Origin of the sequence: Mesorhizobium sp. M0848, assembly GCF_040319805.1 — a bacterium.
In the GTDB taxonomy this organism is placed as follows: Bacteria; Pseudomonadota; Alphaproteobacteria; order Rhizobiales; family Rhizobiaceae; genus Mesorhizobium.
Genome location: NZ_JAMYOM010000001.1, coordinates 61,418 through 76,852, shown reverse-complemented (window position 1 = coordinate 76,852; position 15,435 = coordinate 61,418). Strand labels below are relative to the sequence as shown.

16 protein-coding genes are annotated in these 15,435 nt (G+C 63.1%); 6 read left to right on the top strand and 10 right to left on the bottom strand.

Features of this window, described 5'->3' with window-relative positions; translation table 11 throughout:
• Nucleotides 1-74 precede the first annotated feature (74 nt).
• Entirely contained in the window at nucleotides 75-1,022 is a 948-nt protein-coding gene (locus NKH95_RS00390; RefSeq protein ID WP_502895149.1) for a metal ABC transporter substrate-binding protein, read from the bottom strand.
• A gap of 144 nt (nucleotides 1,023-1,166) precedes the next feature.
• Here NKH95_RS00390 and NKH95_RS00385 point away from each other — a divergent pair, with 144 nt between their 5' ends.
• Entirely contained in the window at nucleotides 1,167-1,595 is a 429-nt protein-coding gene (locus NKH95_RS00385; protein WP_023813521.1) for a Fur family transcriptional regulator, read from the top strand.
• 64 nt (nucleotides 1,596-1,659) lie between these two features.
• Here NKH95_RS00385 and NKH95_RS00380 read toward each other — a convergent pair whose 3' ends face one another.
• From NKH95_RS00380 to NKH95_RS00355, 6 genes are read right to left on the bottom strand one after another with little or no spacing between them, the layout of a single operon-like run.
• Nucleotides 1,660-2,595, bottom strand: a complete 936-nt coding sequence (locus NKH95_RS00380) for a phosphatidate cytidylyltransferase (protein ID WP_128304800.1) — start codon at nucleotides 2,593-2,595, stop codon at nucleotides 1,660-1,662.
• On the bottom strand, nucleotides 2,595-3,257 hold the full coding sequence (locus NKH95_RS00375) for a lysophospholipid acyltransferase family protein (protein WP_128304799.1): 663 nt from the start codon (nucleotides 3,255-3,257) through the stop codon (nucleotides 2,595-2,597). Before NKH95_RS00375 ends, NKH95_RS00380 begins: the two co-directional genes overlap by 1 nt.
• Nucleotides 3,254-3,697 (bottom strand): hypothetical protein, encoded by a 444-nt coding sequence (locus NKH95_RS00370; protein ID WP_352890532.1) that lies wholly within the window; start codon nucleotides 3,695-3,697, stop codon nucleotides 3,254-3,256. The genes NKH95_RS00375 and NKH95_RS00370 overlap by 4 nt, the downstream gene beginning before the upstream one ends.
• A complete protein-coding gene (locus tag NKH95_RS00365) occupies nucleotides 3,694-5,019 on the bottom strand; it encodes a phosphatase PAP2/dual specificity phosphatase family protein (protein ID WP_352890530.1) in 1,326 nt (441 codons plus the stop codon). The genes NKH95_RS00370 and NKH95_RS00365 overlap by 4 nt, the downstream gene beginning before the upstream one ends.
• A 5-nt stretch (nucleotides 5,020-5,024) precedes the next feature.
• Complete coding sequence (locus NKH95_RS00360; protein ID WP_502895152.1) at nucleotides 5,025-6,809, bottom strand: bifunctional alpha/beta hydrolase/class I SAM-dependent methyltransferase; 1,785 nt, start codon at nucleotides 6,807-6,809, stop codon at nucleotides 5,025-5,027.
• Nucleotides 6,810-6,848: 39 nt separating this feature from the next.
• The gene (locus NKH95_RS00355; protein WP_023813526.1) at nucleotides 6,849-7,457 is read right to left on the bottom strand and encodes a CDP-alcohol phosphatidyltransferase family protein; all 609 of its coding nucleotides are present in this window, start codon (nucleotides 7,455-7,457) and stop codon (nucleotides 6,849-6,851) included.
• 213 nt (nucleotides 7,458-7,670) lie between these two features.
• Between NKH95_RS00355 and NKH95_RS00350 the strand changes: the two genes are divergently transcribed.
• The 3 genes from NKH95_RS00350 to NKH95_RS00340 all read left to right on the top strand — a co-directional run bounded on the left by NKH95_RS00350 (nucleotide 7,671) and on the right by NKH95_RS00340 (nucleotide 11,162).
• Nucleotides 7,671-8,150 (top strand): MarR family winged helix-turn-helix transcriptional regulator, encoded by a 480-nt coding sequence (locus tag NKH95_RS00350; protein WP_023813527.1) that lies wholly within the window; start codon nucleotides 7,671-7,673, stop codon nucleotides 8,148-8,150.
• Nucleotides 8,147-9,328 carry an HlyD family secretion protein gene (locus NKH95_RS00345; RefSeq protein ID WP_352752972.1) on the top strand — a complete coding sequence of 394 codons (1,182 nt, stop codon included), beginning with the start codon at nucleotides 8,147-8,149 and terminating at the stop codon, nucleotides 9,326-9,328. Before NKH95_RS00350 ends, NKH95_RS00345 begins: the two co-directional genes overlap by 4 nt.
• Before the next feature lie 301 nt (nucleotides 9,329-9,629).
• The gene (locus NKH95_RS00340) at nucleotides 9,630-11,162 is read left to right on the top strand and encodes a DHA2 family efflux MFS transporter permease subunit (protein WP_023813528.1); all 1,533 of its coding nucleotides are present in this window, start codon (nucleotides 9,630-9,632) and stop codon (nucleotides 11,160-11,162) included.
• Nucleotides 11,163-11,171: 9 nt separating this feature from the next.
• Here the strand turns inward: NKH95_RS00340 and NKH95_RS00335 are convergent, their stop codons facing one another.
• Entirely contained in the window at nucleotides 11,172-11,681 is a 510-nt protein-coding gene (locus NKH95_RS00335; protein WP_023813529.1) for a CAP domain-containing protein, read from the bottom strand.
• A gap of 59 nt (nucleotides 11,682-11,740) precedes the next feature.
• Nucleotides 11,741-12,097, bottom strand: a complete 357-nt coding sequence (locus NKH95_RS00330) for a winged helix-turn-helix transcriptional regulator (protein ID WP_352442472.1) — start codon at nucleotides 12,095-12,097, stop codon at nucleotides 11,741-11,743.
• 106 nt (nucleotides 12,098-12,203) lie between these two features.
• Here NKH95_RS00330 and NKH95_RS00325 point away from each other — a divergent pair, with 106 nt between their 5' ends.
• Nucleotides 12,204-12,920 carry a glutathione S-transferase family protein gene (locus tag NKH95_RS00325; RefSeq protein WP_352890525.1) on the top strand — a complete coding sequence of 239 codons (717 nt, stop codon included), beginning with the start codon at nucleotides 12,204-12,206 and terminating at the stop codon, nucleotides 12,918-12,920.
• 142 nt (nucleotides 12,921-13,062) lie between these two features.
• On the opposite strand, the gene NKH95_RS00320 is transcribed toward NKH95_RS00325, so the two are convergent.
• Nucleotides 13,063-14,286, bottom strand: a complete 1,224-nt coding sequence (locus tag NKH95_RS00320; protein ID WP_352611823.1) for a TadE/TadG family type IV pilus assembly protein — start codon at nucleotides 14,284-14,286, stop codon at nucleotides 13,063-13,065.
• 300 nt (nucleotides 14,287-14,586) lie between these two features.
• On the opposite strand from NKH95_RS00320, the gene NKH95_RS00315 reads away from it, so the two are divergent.
• Complete coding sequence (locus NKH95_RS00315; RefSeq protein ID WP_023813533.1) at nucleotides 14,587-15,411, top strand: DUF2189 domain-containing protein; 825 nt, start codon at nucleotides 14,587-14,589, stop codon at nucleotides 15,409-15,411.
• Nucleotides 15,412-15,435 lie beyond the last annotated feature (24 nt).

Below are 15,435 nucleotides of genomic sequence, written 5' to 3'. Positions count from 1 at the left end.
GGCAACGACCCGGCCGCTACCGGTCGATGTTCGATCATGGCTGCTGTCCGGAGCGAGCGCGGCGCGAACCCCGGTCACCCGCCGAACCCCTGGACGATCGTCTCGACGGTGGTTTCGAGAAGCTTCAGATAGGTCGGAACCGGGCCGTCTTCCTCGCTCAGCGAATCGACGTAGAGAACGCCTCCATAAGTGGCTCCGGTTTCGCGCGCGACTTGCTTGGCCGCCTTGTCGGAAATGGTGCTTTCGCTGAACACCACCGGAATCTTGTTCTCGCGCACCAGGTCGATCAGCTTGCGCGCCTGTTGCGGGGTGCCTTGCTGGTCGGCGTTGATCGGCCACAGATAGGCTTCGCGCAGATCGAAGTCGCGTGCCAGGTAGCTGAAAGCGCCTTCGCTTGTAACCAGCCAGCGTTGGTCCGTTGGGATCGCCGACAGGCGCTTGCGCATGGGCTCGTCGATTGCCTTGATCTTTTCCGAATAGGCGGCGGCATTGGCGGCATAGACCTGGGCGTTTGCCGGATCCGCCTTGGACAGCGCCTTGCGGATGTTCTCGACATAGATGAGGGCGTTCTTCGGCGACATCCACGCATGCGGGTTGGGCTTGCCTTCGTAAGGCCCCTCCTTGATCCCCATCGGCTCTATGCCCTCCGTGACGACGGCACTCGGCACGTTCTTCACGTTGTCGAAGAATTTCTCGAACCAGCGTTCGAGGTTCATGCCGTTCCAGAGCACGAGGTCGGCCGATTGCGCCTTCACCACGTCGAGCGGCGTCGGCTGATAGTCGTGGATTTCAGCGCCGGGCTTGGTCACCGACTCTACGATTGCCGCGGTCCCGGCTACGTTTTGCGCGATATCCTGGATGATCGTGAACGTCGTCACGACGCGCAGAACCTTCCCTGCCGCAGGCCGGGTCTCCTGTGCCATGACCGGAACAAGGCTCGCCATCGTCGCAAAACCGATGGCCACAAAGCCGCCAAGCGCCCGCAGCATCGTCCTGCGGGTTGGGGAAGCAGAAACAGTCATCGGATGCCTTTCGACTGGAGTTGATCGTCGCCCATGCGCTAGTCACGTCATGCTAATGCAAGTGATTTGCATCTAATATTGCAGTTGCAACTGATTTGCAAGTAGCTAATTGCAGTCGCGTGGCAACGCGGCTAAGTATGACGGATGAAAGCGGACAACGACCTTTTCGAGCGATTCCGGAGCAATTTGAAAGCCGCAGGTGTCCGGATGACCGAACAACGCAAGGTGATCTTGCGGCTGCTGGCGGATGCGCACGACCATCCGGACGCGAACGAATTGTATTCTCGTGCCCACCAGATCGACGGCAGCATTTCCTTGTCGACCGTCTACCGGACGTTGCGGCTCCTAGAGGAGAAAGGCGCCATCCAGCGTCATGCCTTCGACGAGGGCCGCGCCCGGTTCGAAAACGCGGACCGTGAACATCACGACCATCTCATCGACCTCGACACCGGTCAGGTGATCGAGTTCCGTTCCGACAAAATCGAGAAACTGCAGGCCGAGATAGCGTCGGAGCTTGGCTTCGAGATCGTCCGCCACAAGCTGGAACTGTATGTCAGGAAACGCGCTAAATAGCGGGGTTTCTGGTCGTCACCATGCTCATCCGCAACCGCTTTGAGCGCGGCAACAGATCGCCGGATCACACGGTCCAGAAATAGCGCACGATGTGGAAGAACACAGGGGCGGCGAAGACCAGGCTGTCGGTGCGGTCCATCATGCCGCCATGGCCTTCGATCAGATGGCCCCAGTCCTTGACGCCCTGGTCGCGCTTGATGGCCGAGGCGACCAGCCCGCCGAGGAATCCCATCGAGCAGGCGACGAAGGCTACGCCTGCCGCCTGCAGCGGCGAAAAGGGGGTGACGAACGACAACAATGCGCCGAGCAAGCTCGCCGACACCAGTCCGCCGATCAGGCCTTCCCAGGTTTTCGATGGTGAGACGTTCGGCGAAAAACGGTGTTTTCCAAACAGCTTGCCGAAGATGTACTGCAGCACGTCGCTGCCTTGCACGACGATGATCAGGTAGGCGATCAGCAGCAGGGTGCGGCCTTCGAATCCCGGCACCTCGAGTGTCAGCAGAGCAGGGACATGGCTGACGCAATAGACCGAGATCATCACCGCCCATTGCTGCGCGGCGATCCGCTCGAGGAAGCGTTCGGTGTCGCCATGCAGCGCCGTGATGGCCGGCATCAGCAGGAAGCAATAGACCGGAATGAAGATGACGAAGAGCCCGTACCAGGCGGTCCACACCAGCCAGTATTGAAACGGTATGATGATGCCGAACATGCCGAGCAGCACCCAATGGTCGCTGCGGCGCGTATGCGTCAGCGTCACGAATTCGCGCAGCGCGGCGAAGGAGATCAGAGCGAACAGGATGGTCATCCCGTAACGGCCGAAGAAGAAGGCGACCGTCATCAGCGCCACCATCACCCACCAGGCGTTGATGCGCTGGGTCAGATTGACCAGCGTCGAACTGAGCGGCTTCGGCGCCCGCGCCGAAAGGATGGTGGCGACGATGCTGGCGGTGGTCAAAACCGCCAGCAGGCCGATGATCAGGATGGAGATTTCGTGGCGCATCAATCGTCTCGCTCGGGACGCGGGTTGAGCGCCAGAAGCGTGGCGTGGGCGCGTTCGAGGAAGGCGCGGCGTTCTTCTCCCGGACCGATCGCCACCGGCGCGCCGAAGACGACGCGGCACAGCAGCGGCACCGGCAGGAACTGGCCCTTGGGCAGCACGCGCGACATGTTCTCGATCCAGCACGGGATCAGCTCGACCTCAGGCCGCGCCGTCGACAGATTGTAGAGCCCGGAGCGGAATGCCAGCAGCGGCTCTTCGGTCATGTTGCGTGTGCCTTCGGGAAACAGGATCAGCGAGTGCCCCTGGTCGAGAACCGACAGCATGATCTCGATCGGATTTTCCTCAGGTCTCGTCCACTGCCGGTTGATGAGCACCGACGACAGCATATCCTGCGCGATGAAGCGGCGCAGCCGCGACTTCCCCCAATATTCGCCTGCGGCAACAGCATGGGTGATCGCGCGCTCCCTTTCGCTGAGGCAGGCCGACAAAAGGATGAAGTCGCCATGGCTGGTGTGGTTGGCGAAATAGATGCGCTGGCGGTCGGAGGGCAGGCTGCCGTTCCAGATCGGCCGCACCCCGGTTACCATCCGGGCCAGCGCCGACAGGCCGACGGAGGTTACAGTCTGCAGCAAGGTGAAGGTCTTGAGCGAAAGCCTGTTCATCGCGGCGCCCAAAACCCTGCCGCCAGAAGTGCTGCGGCAAACAGAGCCAGGGCGGCACGCTGCTTGAACAGCAGACGACGCGTGCCGGCCATGCGGTCATCAAGCGAACGTGTCGCGGACGGGGCCGTTTTCAGGCGCATGCGCGCCAGCATGTCGTCCACTGCGGCACCGCCGGAAGCTTCGTCGTCATGGCTGGCCATGATCCGGAACAGCAGCGCGTCAAACGCCAGCAGTGTCGACAGCATCAGCACCGCCACCGCGCTCGCGGCGGTGATCGACAAAGCAATGGCCGCGGGCAAGTTTTCGAAAGCGCCGCGCGTCGAGGCAGCCAGCGGCGCAAGGACATTCGCGGCGACCACAATCGCAGCCGGCCACGCTGCCTGCCGCATCAGCATGCCAGCGAAGCGATGGGTGCGGTCCTGATAGGCATTGCCGGTCATGACGCCGCCGGATCCGTGGCTTCTGCAAGATGAACCGGCCGGCCGAGGGCCGCGAGCATCTCGCGGGCGAGCGTCGACGTTTTGGCCCTGCCGGTCGCCACCAGCCATTCGGCCACGACGCCGGCGCTGCGCTGGAAGCCGAGCGCGCAGCACACCAGCACGGTGCCGTCGCGGCGCGCACTCTCCAGCGCGCCGGCTGCCTGTTGCCGTATCGCCACTGGGGGCGGCAACAGGTCGACCATCGGAAAGCTGATCCAGCGGCAATCGGCTGCCGCCGGTCTTTCAAGTTCGGCGGCAAGGTCGATGACCGTGCCGAAGCCGTTGGCCTCGCGTGCCGTAGGAAAGCGCCCGAGAAAGACGCCATCGGCAATCGCCACCTGGGGAGCAAGTTTGCGCGTCCAGGCCCATATGTTTGCCCTGGCGCCGAGACGGTAAGGCAAGAGCAGGACACGGCTTGCAAGCGTGATGCTGCCATCGGCGGATTTCTGGAACACTTTTTCGCCTGCCCCTGCATAGGCGAGGGCGACGATGGCCAGCGCCAGCGCCGGCCAAAGCAGGAAGAGGGCGACAGCACAAACGAATGCCCCGAGCGCGGCGCCCGCCAGCGCAAGGACGGCGCCCAGCGCATAGAACAGCGCCAGCCGCCGCACTTTCGCATCGTTGGTTAGCCGGAAGCCTGAAAACGGCAAGTCGCCGCTGCGCGGAAACAGCCACAACGCAAAGAACCCGAGCAGCGCGCCGGTCGGGATGTCGAGGAAATGATGCTGCCAGGTCGTCAGCACCGAGGCGCCGATCAGGAAGCACCAGCCGTGCCAGAGCGCCAGGAGAAGGCCACCGAGCCGACGGCGCCAATGATCCCAGATGATCACCAGAAGGGCGATGTGCAGCGAGGGCGCCTGGTTGAACGGCTTGTCGAAACCGCCGAGCACGGCAAACAGGAAGCCGGGCAGGCCGGTCGTCGCCGGCCGCACGAATGTCGCGGTCAGCGGGAACAGGATGAAGCAGGCAACGGCGACGATCTGCGCGGTGAGATAACGCCCGGCCAGGCGGTCCACCCCTTGCCTGTCGTTGTTGAGCAGCAGCGACAGGCCGTAGAACAGGTTGATCGACCAATAGGGCACGATGGTCCAGGCGACGAACGGGATGCCGTGCTCCCACGAGAACACGATGCTGCCGACCTCGTCGCGCCGCGAGGCCAGCCAGTTGGCGAAGCCGTAGCTGAGATAGAAGAACGGCGCCAGGAAGGCCAGCCAGAGCGCCGCCCTGACGACCACCCGTCCATAAGGCTCGGCGCGCGCGGTGGGTGCAGGCGATGAGACCATGCTGTTCAGCGGCGCCGCGCGACCGAGACGGTGAAGATGCCCCATTGGTCGATGCGCTGGTCGAGCTTTTCGAAACCGGCGGCTTCGACGAGCTGGTCCATCTCGCCTTGCGTGCGACGCCGCATGACCCAGGCCTCGCCGCCGCGATGCGAGGTCAGGCTGCGGGCGATCATCTCGAGCTGCGGGTGCCAGGGCTGGTTAGTGTAGAGCAAAAGGCTTCCCGGCTGCATGGCGCGGGCGAGCCCACCGAGCGAGCGGGCGATCATCGCATTGTCCGAGAACAGCTCGTAAAGGCCGGAAACGATGGCGAGGTCGGGCGCTGGATCGGCGCCGGCGAGCATGTCGGCATCGAAAGCGTCCGCACGCTGGAACGAGACATCAGCCGGCAATTGCCGCTCAGCGATCAGCTTGCGGCCAAGCTGGACGTTGAGGTCGGAATAATCCTGCAGGCGAACGCTCGCTGGCTGGTCGGGGCTCTTCGCGATGGCATCGAGAACATAGCGGCCATGGCCGGCGGCGATGTCGAGAATGTGCGCCGGCCGACCTGCGGCCTTGAGCGTCGCCAGGCAAGAGCCGATGAGCTCTTCGAGATGCAGCTTGCGCTGGCGGATGCCGCGCCAGCCGATGGCTTCCAGGAAGACGCGGTCGACGACGCGGCCAAGGGGCGTAAGCCCGCGCGCGTCGTTCTCGTAGACGTAATCCAATGTCGAGCCGGAATCGAAGCCGGTGGCGATGCCGGTCTTCATACCTTGCGAGACCCAGGCACCCATGCGGATGGAGGCGCGGCTGAATGCCCAATAGAGGCCCTTGGGCGACATCAGAGCGAGCGGCGAGGCAAGCCGGTCGGCCTCGTCGCGGGTGTAGCCGGCGATGTCCGCCTGCTTCAGGTCGACCGGCGCGTCCGGTGCCGCGAATTGCCTGGCGAGGAACGGCCGGATCAGCTCGAGGGCCTGCGCCCGGTCGCGTTCGCCCAGCGTGTCGTGAAAGAAGCCCGGCAGCACATGGCGTTCCTTGGTGCGGCTGCCGAGATTGACGAAGAACTCGTGCTGCGGGCCGTGGCGCACCACCCAGTCGCTGCCCGAGAGCAGAAGCTGGGTCGGCACGCTGATGGCGCGGGCGTCAGCGACGATGCGCGCGGCATGCTGGTAGAGTTCGACCAGGATGTTGGAAGCGATCGGCCGCGTGATCAGCGGATCGCTCTCGAAGGAGGCGATGCGCACGGGATCATGGGTCAGGAATTTCGCCTTGACGTAGGAATTGACGAAAAAGCGGCCCTTGATCTTCTGCCAGAGTGCGATGCCTTCCTTGGCGAAGGGCACGTAGAGTTTCACCGAGAAGGCCGGTGAGGCCAGCACCATGGCGCGCAACTTCGGCGCATAGTCATGCACCCAGGCGGCGGCAAGCACAGCGCCGAAGGATTGCGCGATCAGCGCGATATCCCCAGTGGCGAAGCCATCCCTGGCGGCAATCTCGCGCATGAAGCAGTCGATGTCGCGCACCAGGGCCGAGAAGGAAGGGGCATAGCCGCGCTCGCCGGACGAACGGCCATTGCCGCGGGCATCCCAGGCATAGAAGGCGTGGTCCGGCATCCGCAATTCGTCGACGAGATGGGCCATGCGGCCGCCATGCTCGTGGCCGCGATGGAACAGCACCACCGCGCCTTTGGCATCGGCCGAAGCCGCAGGCCAGAATCGGTAGAAGATCTCCGCCCCGTCATGGCTGCGGAAGACCCGCTCCTGCGCTTGCCGCGCAAAGCTTTGCGTGGCCGCGGCGGCGATCGGTTCGTGCATCATGGTCTTTCCCTCTGGCGGCATGGCGAGCCTCGATGCTCAGCTGGCGCTGCCAATAAGGCCGGCGCGTATCCGGTTTATGGCGGTCAGCAGCGAAAGCGTTGCCATGGCCGGAAACACAAACGGTGCTATCGATGCCGGCCAGAGCCCGGCGGCGCACAGCACGGCGACCACACCGAGCGCCAGCGCTCTGTCGCTCTTGCCGAATGGCCCGGCATAGTTGCGTCCGATCTTGGCGGCGATGCCGAGCACGCCGGCGAATTCGGTCAGCACGGCCGATATCGCGAAGGCGACGACGCCCCATGCGCCAAATTCCGGAAAGACGGCAAAAGGAAGAATCAGTGCGAGGTCCGAAACGACGTCGCACAACTCGTTCAGATACATGCCGAGCGTCGACGCCTGCCCATGTTCCCGTGCCAGCATGCCATCCACGGCATTCAGCGCCATGCGCACGAACATCACCACGGGGATAAGCAACAGCAGCCAGCGCCATTCGTGCAGGATCGCGATGGCCGCGCCGGCGGTTATCGACATCACGGCCGCCAGGATGGTTATGCTGTTTGCGGTGACCCCGATTGCCGCCAGCCGATTGACCAGCGGCCGCAGCCGTCCCTGGAAGGCCGGCTTGAGAGCGTAGAGCGTCGGCATTTTCGTGATCCCCCGATCCTGACCAACGGCTGTACATCAATATGTCAGACCCGACCAGCATGACGTGGCGGAGCGGCGAAGCCGGCTGGCATGGCGACAGGCGCTCACCAATCGGTAACCATGCCTGCATCGCATGACTGTCGTGCATATCTGCCGGCTTCTTATGCAACGCGGCATCTTGAATAGTGAGCACGCTTATTATATATCCCGCTCATGGTTTCCGATGGCATCGACAGATTGGGCTTCTTGATTCACGACGTGCAGCGCCTGATGCGCAAGCGCTTCGAGGCGAGGGCCAGTGGCTTGGGGCTTTCTTCGGCGCAATGGCGGCTTCTGGTCCGCGTTGCCAAGGAAGACGGCGTCGCGCAGGCACGGCTGGCCGAACTTCTCGAAATCGAGCCGATCAGCGTTTCGCGCCTGGTCGACCGCATGGAGGAGGGAGGCTGGATCGAGCGTCGTGCCGACGCCGCCGATCGTCGCGTCCGCATGATCTTCCTGACGCCCAAGGCGAGCGACGCCTACGCCGTGATCAAGAGCATTGCCGGGGAAGTCTATGAGGAATCGCTGGTCGGCGTGAAGCCGGAAGCCCGTCGCGTCCTCGTCGAAGGGCTCGAGGCGATGGTCCGCAACCTGACCGACGACGAGACGCCGTCCATTGAAAAAGTGAAGAATACAGAAGGCGCAGCAGCATGAACGCGGTAGCCAAGATAGACAAGAACACGACCGAACTGGAGATGGAAGCGCCGGCGCAGCCGGCCGCGGCCCCGGTGGCGGTTGCTCCCCCAGTGCAGCCGGCCCCGGCGCCGGTGAAGAAAAAGCGCCGGCTGGGCCGCTTCCTGCTGATGGTCGCGCTGCCCGCGGCACTCGCTGTCGGGGGCGGCTACGTCTGGGTCACCGGCGGCCGCTACCAGGAGACCGAGAACGCCAACCTGCAGCAGGCCAAGGTGTCGATCGCTTCCGACACGGCAGGCCGCATCGTCAAGGTCGACATCTTCGATAACCAGCTGGTCAAACAGGGTGACGAGCTGTTTGCCATCGACCCCGAGCCATACCGGATCGCGCTGGCGCAGGCCGACGCGGCGGTGGCGGGCGCGCGTCTCAATGTCGAGCAGCTGCGCGCGGCCTATGGCCAGTCGATGGCTCAGCAGAAGTCCGATGCCAGCCAGGTCGTCTTCGCCCAGTCGCAGTTCGACCGCGCCGCCGATCTTGCCCAGAAGGGCATCAACGCCAAATCGTCGCTGGACGAGGCCAAGAACGATCTCGACAAGGCCAAGCAGCAGCTGGCCGTTGCCGAGCAAGGCATCATCAGCGCCAAGGCAGCCCTTGGCGGCAATCCCGACATCGAGACCGACAAGCACCCGACCGTGATGGCCGCGCTCGCCGCGCGCGACAAGGCGGCCTACGACCTGGCGCAGACCACGGTCAAGGCGCCGGCGGACGGCATCGTCAGCCAGGCCTCGTCGTTCAAGGTCGGCCAGTATGTCGGTTCCGGCACGCCGCTGTTTTCGCTGGTCGAGACCGGCGACACCTGGATCGATGCCAATTTCAAGGAAACGCAGCTCACCCACATGAAGCCCGGCCAGAAGGCCGAGATCGTGGTCGACACCTATCCAGGGCGCACCTTCGAGGCGACGGTCAAGGCGATCGGCGCCGGCACGGGAGCCGAGTTCTCGCTGCTGCCAGCCCAGAATGCCACCGGCAACTGGGTCAAGGTCACGCAGCGCATCCCGGTTCGTCTCGAATTGACCGATGCGGACGCCAAGATGGCGTTGCGCACCGGCATGAGCGCCACCGTTACCGTCGACACCGGCGTGGCGCGTGGCCTGCCTTCGATCTTCGGTCACGCCACGGCTGGCGAGGCCGCGCAGTAACGTCAGAATGCCGCAGGACCAGCGGCGGAGGTGAATAGCAGGATTGGTCTGATGGGAGGAGCTGGAGGATCAGCGTTTGGGCGCGCCGCGTAGCGGCCTGGCCGAAATCTGAAATCTCCGACGCGGACCCGTCGGTCCTCATGTTTCCGGGCGGCAGGCATCCGCTCATCAGAGACTTTCAGTCGATGTAACCCCCACATCGACAATCGCGTCCCACCGCGACGAGGGTCTCTCAACGGAAGGCGTTGCCGCCCGGAAACCCCTTGTACACGTTTTTGTTACCTGCTGGAAGTTTCATGCCATGAGCACGCCCGAACCCTTCAAAGAAGTGCCGCATCGCGGCCTGATCACGGTCGCGCTCATGCTGGCGACGATCATGCAGGCGCTCGACACGACGATCGCCAACGTCGCGCTGCCGACCATGACCGGCGATCTCGGCGCCTCACCCGACAACATCAACTGGGTGCTGACCTCCTACATCGTTGCCGCCGCCATCATGACGCCGGTCACCGGCTGGCTGGCCGATCGCTTCGGCCGCAAGGAACTGTTCCTGGGGGCGGTTGTCGGTTTCACCGTGTTTTCGATGCTGTGCGGTATCGCCTGGAGCCTGGAGAGCATAGTGTTCTTCCGGCTGATGCAAGGCGTGTTCGGCGCCGCCATCGTGCCACTGTCGCAAACCTTCCTGCTCGACATCAACCCCAGGGAGCGCCACGGCCAGGCAATGGCCATCTGGGGCGCTGGCATCATGCTGGGGCCAATCCTGGGTCCGACGCTCGGCGGCTGGCTGACCGAAAATTTCAACTGGCGCTGGGTGTTCTTCATCAACCTGCCGGTCGGCATCATCGCCTTCCTCGGTATGGCCGCCTATCTGCCGGCGGTTGCCCGGCGAGTGCGCAGCTTCGATTTCTTCGGCTTCGCCATGTTATCGCTCGGTGTCGGTGCGCTGCAGTTGCTGCTTGACCGCGGCGGCGAGGTCGACTGGTTTTCCTCGGTCGAGATCTGGATCGAGCTTGCTCTTTCGATCACCGGATTCTGGGTGTTCATCATCCACACGCTGACGGCGGAACGTCCTTTCATCGATCCCAAGATCTTCCTCGACCGCAATTTCGTGACCGGGCTGGCATTCATCTTCGTCATGGGCGTGCTGATCCTGGCCTCGATGTCGCTGCTGCCGCCGATGCTGTCGACCATCTTCGGCTATCCGACCGTCACCATCGGTGTCGTGTTGGGGCCGCGCGGTGTCGGCACCATGATTTCGATGCTTGTCGTCGGGCGGCTCATGAGCAGGATCGACGCCAGGATTCTTGTCGTCATCGGCTTTCTGCTCACGGCGCAATCGCTCTACACCATGTCCAGCTTCACGCCACAGATGGACAATTGGCTGATCCTCAGCTCCGGCGTCATCCAGGGCCTGGGGATGGGAATGGTGTTCGTGCCGCTGTCGACCGTCGCCTTCGCCACGCTTGACGTGCGCTTCCGCACCGATGCCACGGCTTTGTTCAGCCTGGTGCGCAATCTTGGCTCATCCATCGGCGTGTCGGTCGTGACGGTTCTGATGGTGCGCAACACGCAGGTCAACCACACCGAGCTTTCGGCCTTCATCAACCCGTTCAATCCGAATCTGTGGGCGGTCTCTCCAGCCGCCGCGAGCGGCGATCCTATGGCGCTCTCACAGGTCGATCGCATGGTCAATCTCCAGGCGATGATGATCTCCTACGTCAACGACTTCAAAATGCTCATGGTGATGACGCTGCTTGCCATTCCGTTTGTTTTCCTGCTGCGCAAGCCGAAGCAGGCGCCTGCCGGCGGCGCGCCGGCAGCGCATATGGACTAGCTTTCCATCCTATTTTCCGAGCACCAGGCTCCAGTAACGGAGCTTGCTGTCGCCGCCGTCGCGCACATAGGCAAGGCCGAAGCGGGTGAAGCGCGGGTCGAGCATGTTGCGGCGATGGCCGGGCGAATGCACCCAGATGTCGAACAGCTTCTCAAGATCGAAACGGCCCTCGGCGATGTTCTCCGCCGCGGCACCGGAAATTCGATTGTCCCTGACGCGCGAGGCGAAATCCTTGCCCCAGCCGGTGGTGTGGCTCATGCGGCGGCGCTGCGCCATGTAGCCGGCCTGCTGCAGGGCGGCCTGTTCGAGCTGCCGGTCGGGGACCATCGGCGCCAGCCCGGCCGAGGCGCGGATACTGGCCAGCGTGCCGGTGGCGGAGGAGGAGACCCCGGCGCCTTCGCCGGTTGGCAGTGAAACAGTGCTGCAGGCGGCGAGTCCCGCTAGGGCGGCGAGGCCGGTCAACACCATGCGCCTGTTCAGATTCGGCATCGGGTAGGTTTCGATTTTCGCTATGGTCATGCCCCTGAGATAACGTCGATCATGGCTTTTGCCGGGCAGGGCGGCGAAAATCGAAGATGTTAGGCGGCAGTATCGAGATCTGCGTCCGAGGAACCGCGCATCCGGTCGTCTTCCGTATGCACCCACCACGAGCCCAGCGCGTCGATGAGCGGTACAAGCTTGCGGCCAGGCGCCGTGAGGTCATAGTCGACCCGCAGCGGATAGCCCGAGCGGGCCGTTCGCCTCACGATACCGGCGTCCTCGAGCTTGCGCAGTTCCAGAGCCAGAATGCGGTGCGACACGGTGGGGTTGTCGCGTCTCAGGTCACTGAACCGCTTGGTGCCGTCCTTCAGATAATAGAGCAGCAGTGTGGGCCAGCGACCGCTGAGCACGCGCATGGTCTCTTCGATCGGGCAGCGTGAGACGACGTCTTTCATGGGCGGATCCTGGTTACAGAATTGTGCGTAATTTACATGGGACGATCAGCGTTTAGGGTCAAGTTTCGCTGCGCGGCGTGATCCCCTCAATCACGGAAGAAAACAAATGGAACCTATCCTGCTTTATGGCTTCCCGGCGGGAAGCTCGATGGGGCTCGTCGCTGCCTTCGAACGCATCGGGCAACCCTATCGCCTGTGCCGCGTCGACATGCTCACCGAGATGAAAAACGATGCCTATGCCAACATCAACGGCCGTCAGGAAACGCCGGTGCTGATCACCGACGACGGCCGGGTGCTCACCGAGACAATGGCCATCGCCGCATGGCTCGAAGCCCGCGACACGCAGCGCCGCATCAGCTTCGAACCGCGCACGCCGCAAGCCGACCGCATGCACCAGTTGATGGCCTTCGTGAACACCGGCTTCACCGCCGCCTTCAGCCCGCTCTGGGTGGCATTGGAAATGGCGGCGGATGAACCCGCGCTGAAGGCGACCTTGCGGGAGTTCGGCCGCAAGGCCGTTGCGGAACGTCATGATCGGCTCGAGGCGATGATCGCCGATACGGATTTCCTGGTCGGCGACCGGCTGACGCTGGCCGATACCACGCTGATCGGCGTGGCGCGCTGGGCGGAGTTTCACCAGGCGATCGACGGCGCTGCCTATCCCAAGCTGGCCGGATTGCGCCTTCGCATCGAAGCCGATCCGGCCGTGCGTTATGCCCTGGCTGTCGAGGATGGCGAAGAGCCAGCCGGTTCTGGCGCCTGCCTTGGCCACGTCCCGCTGACTGAGGTGATCGATCGCTTCGCTGCACCGGCGCAATCGTAGCGATACTCCATCTTCAACCAGGATGTGACTTTGTGAGAGGCACTGATCTGCCGGAGTGCGGTCGCCGCACTCCGGCATTGTTAAACGCGACCGCCATTTTTCTCAACGCGACCGCTTGCGCCGCCGGACATCGGGTCGTTTCTCATTTCACCAGAGTGATCATCCGATCGGCATACATTGTGCGATTTCCAAGCGCCGCCGCGCAATCCGACTTGACGGACGAGTTTCCGGTCATCTGTATCGTATTGCCGACAAGCCTGAGACAGTTGCCCTGGGCGCTCATATCAGAGTTGCCGGCGTAGGAAATGGGCGCGTCCGGCGCGTAGATAAAACCGCTGATCACGGAATTTGCGCCGCCATTCAATGTCAGAGCAGACGTGTTGCCGTGATCCTGAAAAATGGTGATACCGGCATAAGGGCCGCTGGTGGGCGGGGAAAGGTTCACCTTCTCATTGGCATTTATGTAGATCTGAGCGCTTTCCATGAGGAATATGGTCACGCCCTGGCCAGTCAGGCTGCCGTTTCCCCCTGGCTTTATGGTGGTGCCGCGCATGATGTAGACGCCCGGATCGAGCGTGATGTTTCCCGACAATGTCTTGTCGCAATAAGTGCCTGGCGACAGCGTGTAGGTTTTGCCGTTCGGGACCGGCAAACACAATGTGTAAGGGGGAGGAACGACGTCGGCCAGCGGATCAAAGGATGCGTACCGATGTTCGTGCGGCGTTCCGCAGGCGAGACTGGCGCTGGGTGGCAACAGCCCGCTGGTGCCGCCGACAGTTGAGACACAGCCCGCTGAAACCAGGGCGGAGCCGCCCCTGTTCACGGAATCGGGGGCGTCCGAGTTCGCCGCGATCACACAATTGTCCATCGAGACGTTGGTCGAGCCCTGCAGGTTCACGGCGGCGGACGCATGCGGATCGAGCGCCAGCACGCAGGCCTGCGCGCCAGGTTTTATCTTGACCGAGGCCGAGCGGTAGGCCTGCCAGGGGGCCGAGGCGCTGATGAAGCTTGGGCGGCTTATGCTGGACGACAGCGAGATAAAGTAGGCGCTTGGGCTGCCGCTTGCCGTTGCCGCGAAAGCGGAGACGCTGCCCAGATATTCCTGCTGGTCGGCCACGCTCATATTGGCGGCGAAGAATTGCAGCCCAAGCTGCTGGACATCGCCGGCCGCCATATCGGGAGAGAACTTCGTGCCGATGGCGAGCCCCGCCGCGTCAAGCGAGTTCTGTAGTTGCGAGGCGTCATGGCTCGTGCCGATCAGATCAACGGCGCCGGCCAAACCAATCATTATCGGCAGCATCCCGATGGCGGTCGTTATGGCAAAGTTGCCACGCTCCGAAGACCAAAAGCCTTTCAATGCGAACATAGTTCCTCGCCGAACTTCGTAAAGCTCAGGTGATACGCCAAAGATCCCTACGAGCAATTTAAGTAAATGCTAAAATGCGTAAATGCTAAAATGCAGCACAATGATTGGTCAAAATGAAGGACCGCCAAGGTACGCCATATGAGAGGCCATACGGAGAGTTGAACACTACGAGGAGTTGCTCCCCAGGCAATTGACGCGGCGACAATCGCCGCCAACTCTGCTATCGTGCCTCTCGTTCTTGAAGTGGCAGCTCTGGCGGCCATCCTGGCGGTGACCGCCCCGACACACGGGAGGAAGGTTATGGCCGGCTTTCATGTCATGGCGGACGCACGTGGAATGCATGTGCAGCCAACGGTGCGCCGCATCACCACGTCGGACCTTTGGGATGCGCTGCGCCTCGGCGTCGAGGATTTCTGGGCAAAACCTTCGCACTATGTGTTCCTGTGCTTGATCTATCCCATCGTCGGCCTGATCCTGACGCAGTGGACGTCCGGGGCCAACGCCATCCAGCTCATCTATCCCCTGATGTCGGGTTTCGCGCTGGTCGGGCCCTTTGCGGCGCTCGGCCTTTACGAGATCAGCCGCCGGCGCGAACTCGGCATGAACACCTCCTGGCGGCACGCGTTTGATGTGCGGCGCTCGTCCGCGGTTCCGTCGATCGCCGTCATCGGGATCATGCTGGTGGCGCTGTTCCTGTTATGGCTCTACACCGCGCAATCGATCTACACCGGCCTGTTCGGCGACCAGCCGCCGGCCTCGATCGGTGGCTTCATCCGCGACGTGCTGACCACCAGCAAGGGCTGGACGCTGATCCTTGCCGGCAATGCCGCGGGCTTTGTCTTTGCCGTAATCGTGCTGGCCACCACCGTGGTTGCCTTCCCGCTGCTGCTCGACCGTGACGTCGGCGCCGTTTCGGCGATCGAGACCTCGGCCCGGGCGGTAATGGCCAACCCGCTGCAGATGGCGCTGTGGGGCTTGCTGGTCGCCGTGCTTCTGGTGATCGGTTCCATCCCGCTGTTTGCCGGGCTAGCCGTCGTCATGCCGGTGCTCGGCCATGCCACCTGGCATCTCTACCGCAAGGTGGTCGAGCCCGAGCGGGCGCAGCAGACAAGGCGGCCGATGTAGGGTGCGCTGTCGCTAACTTCTTGC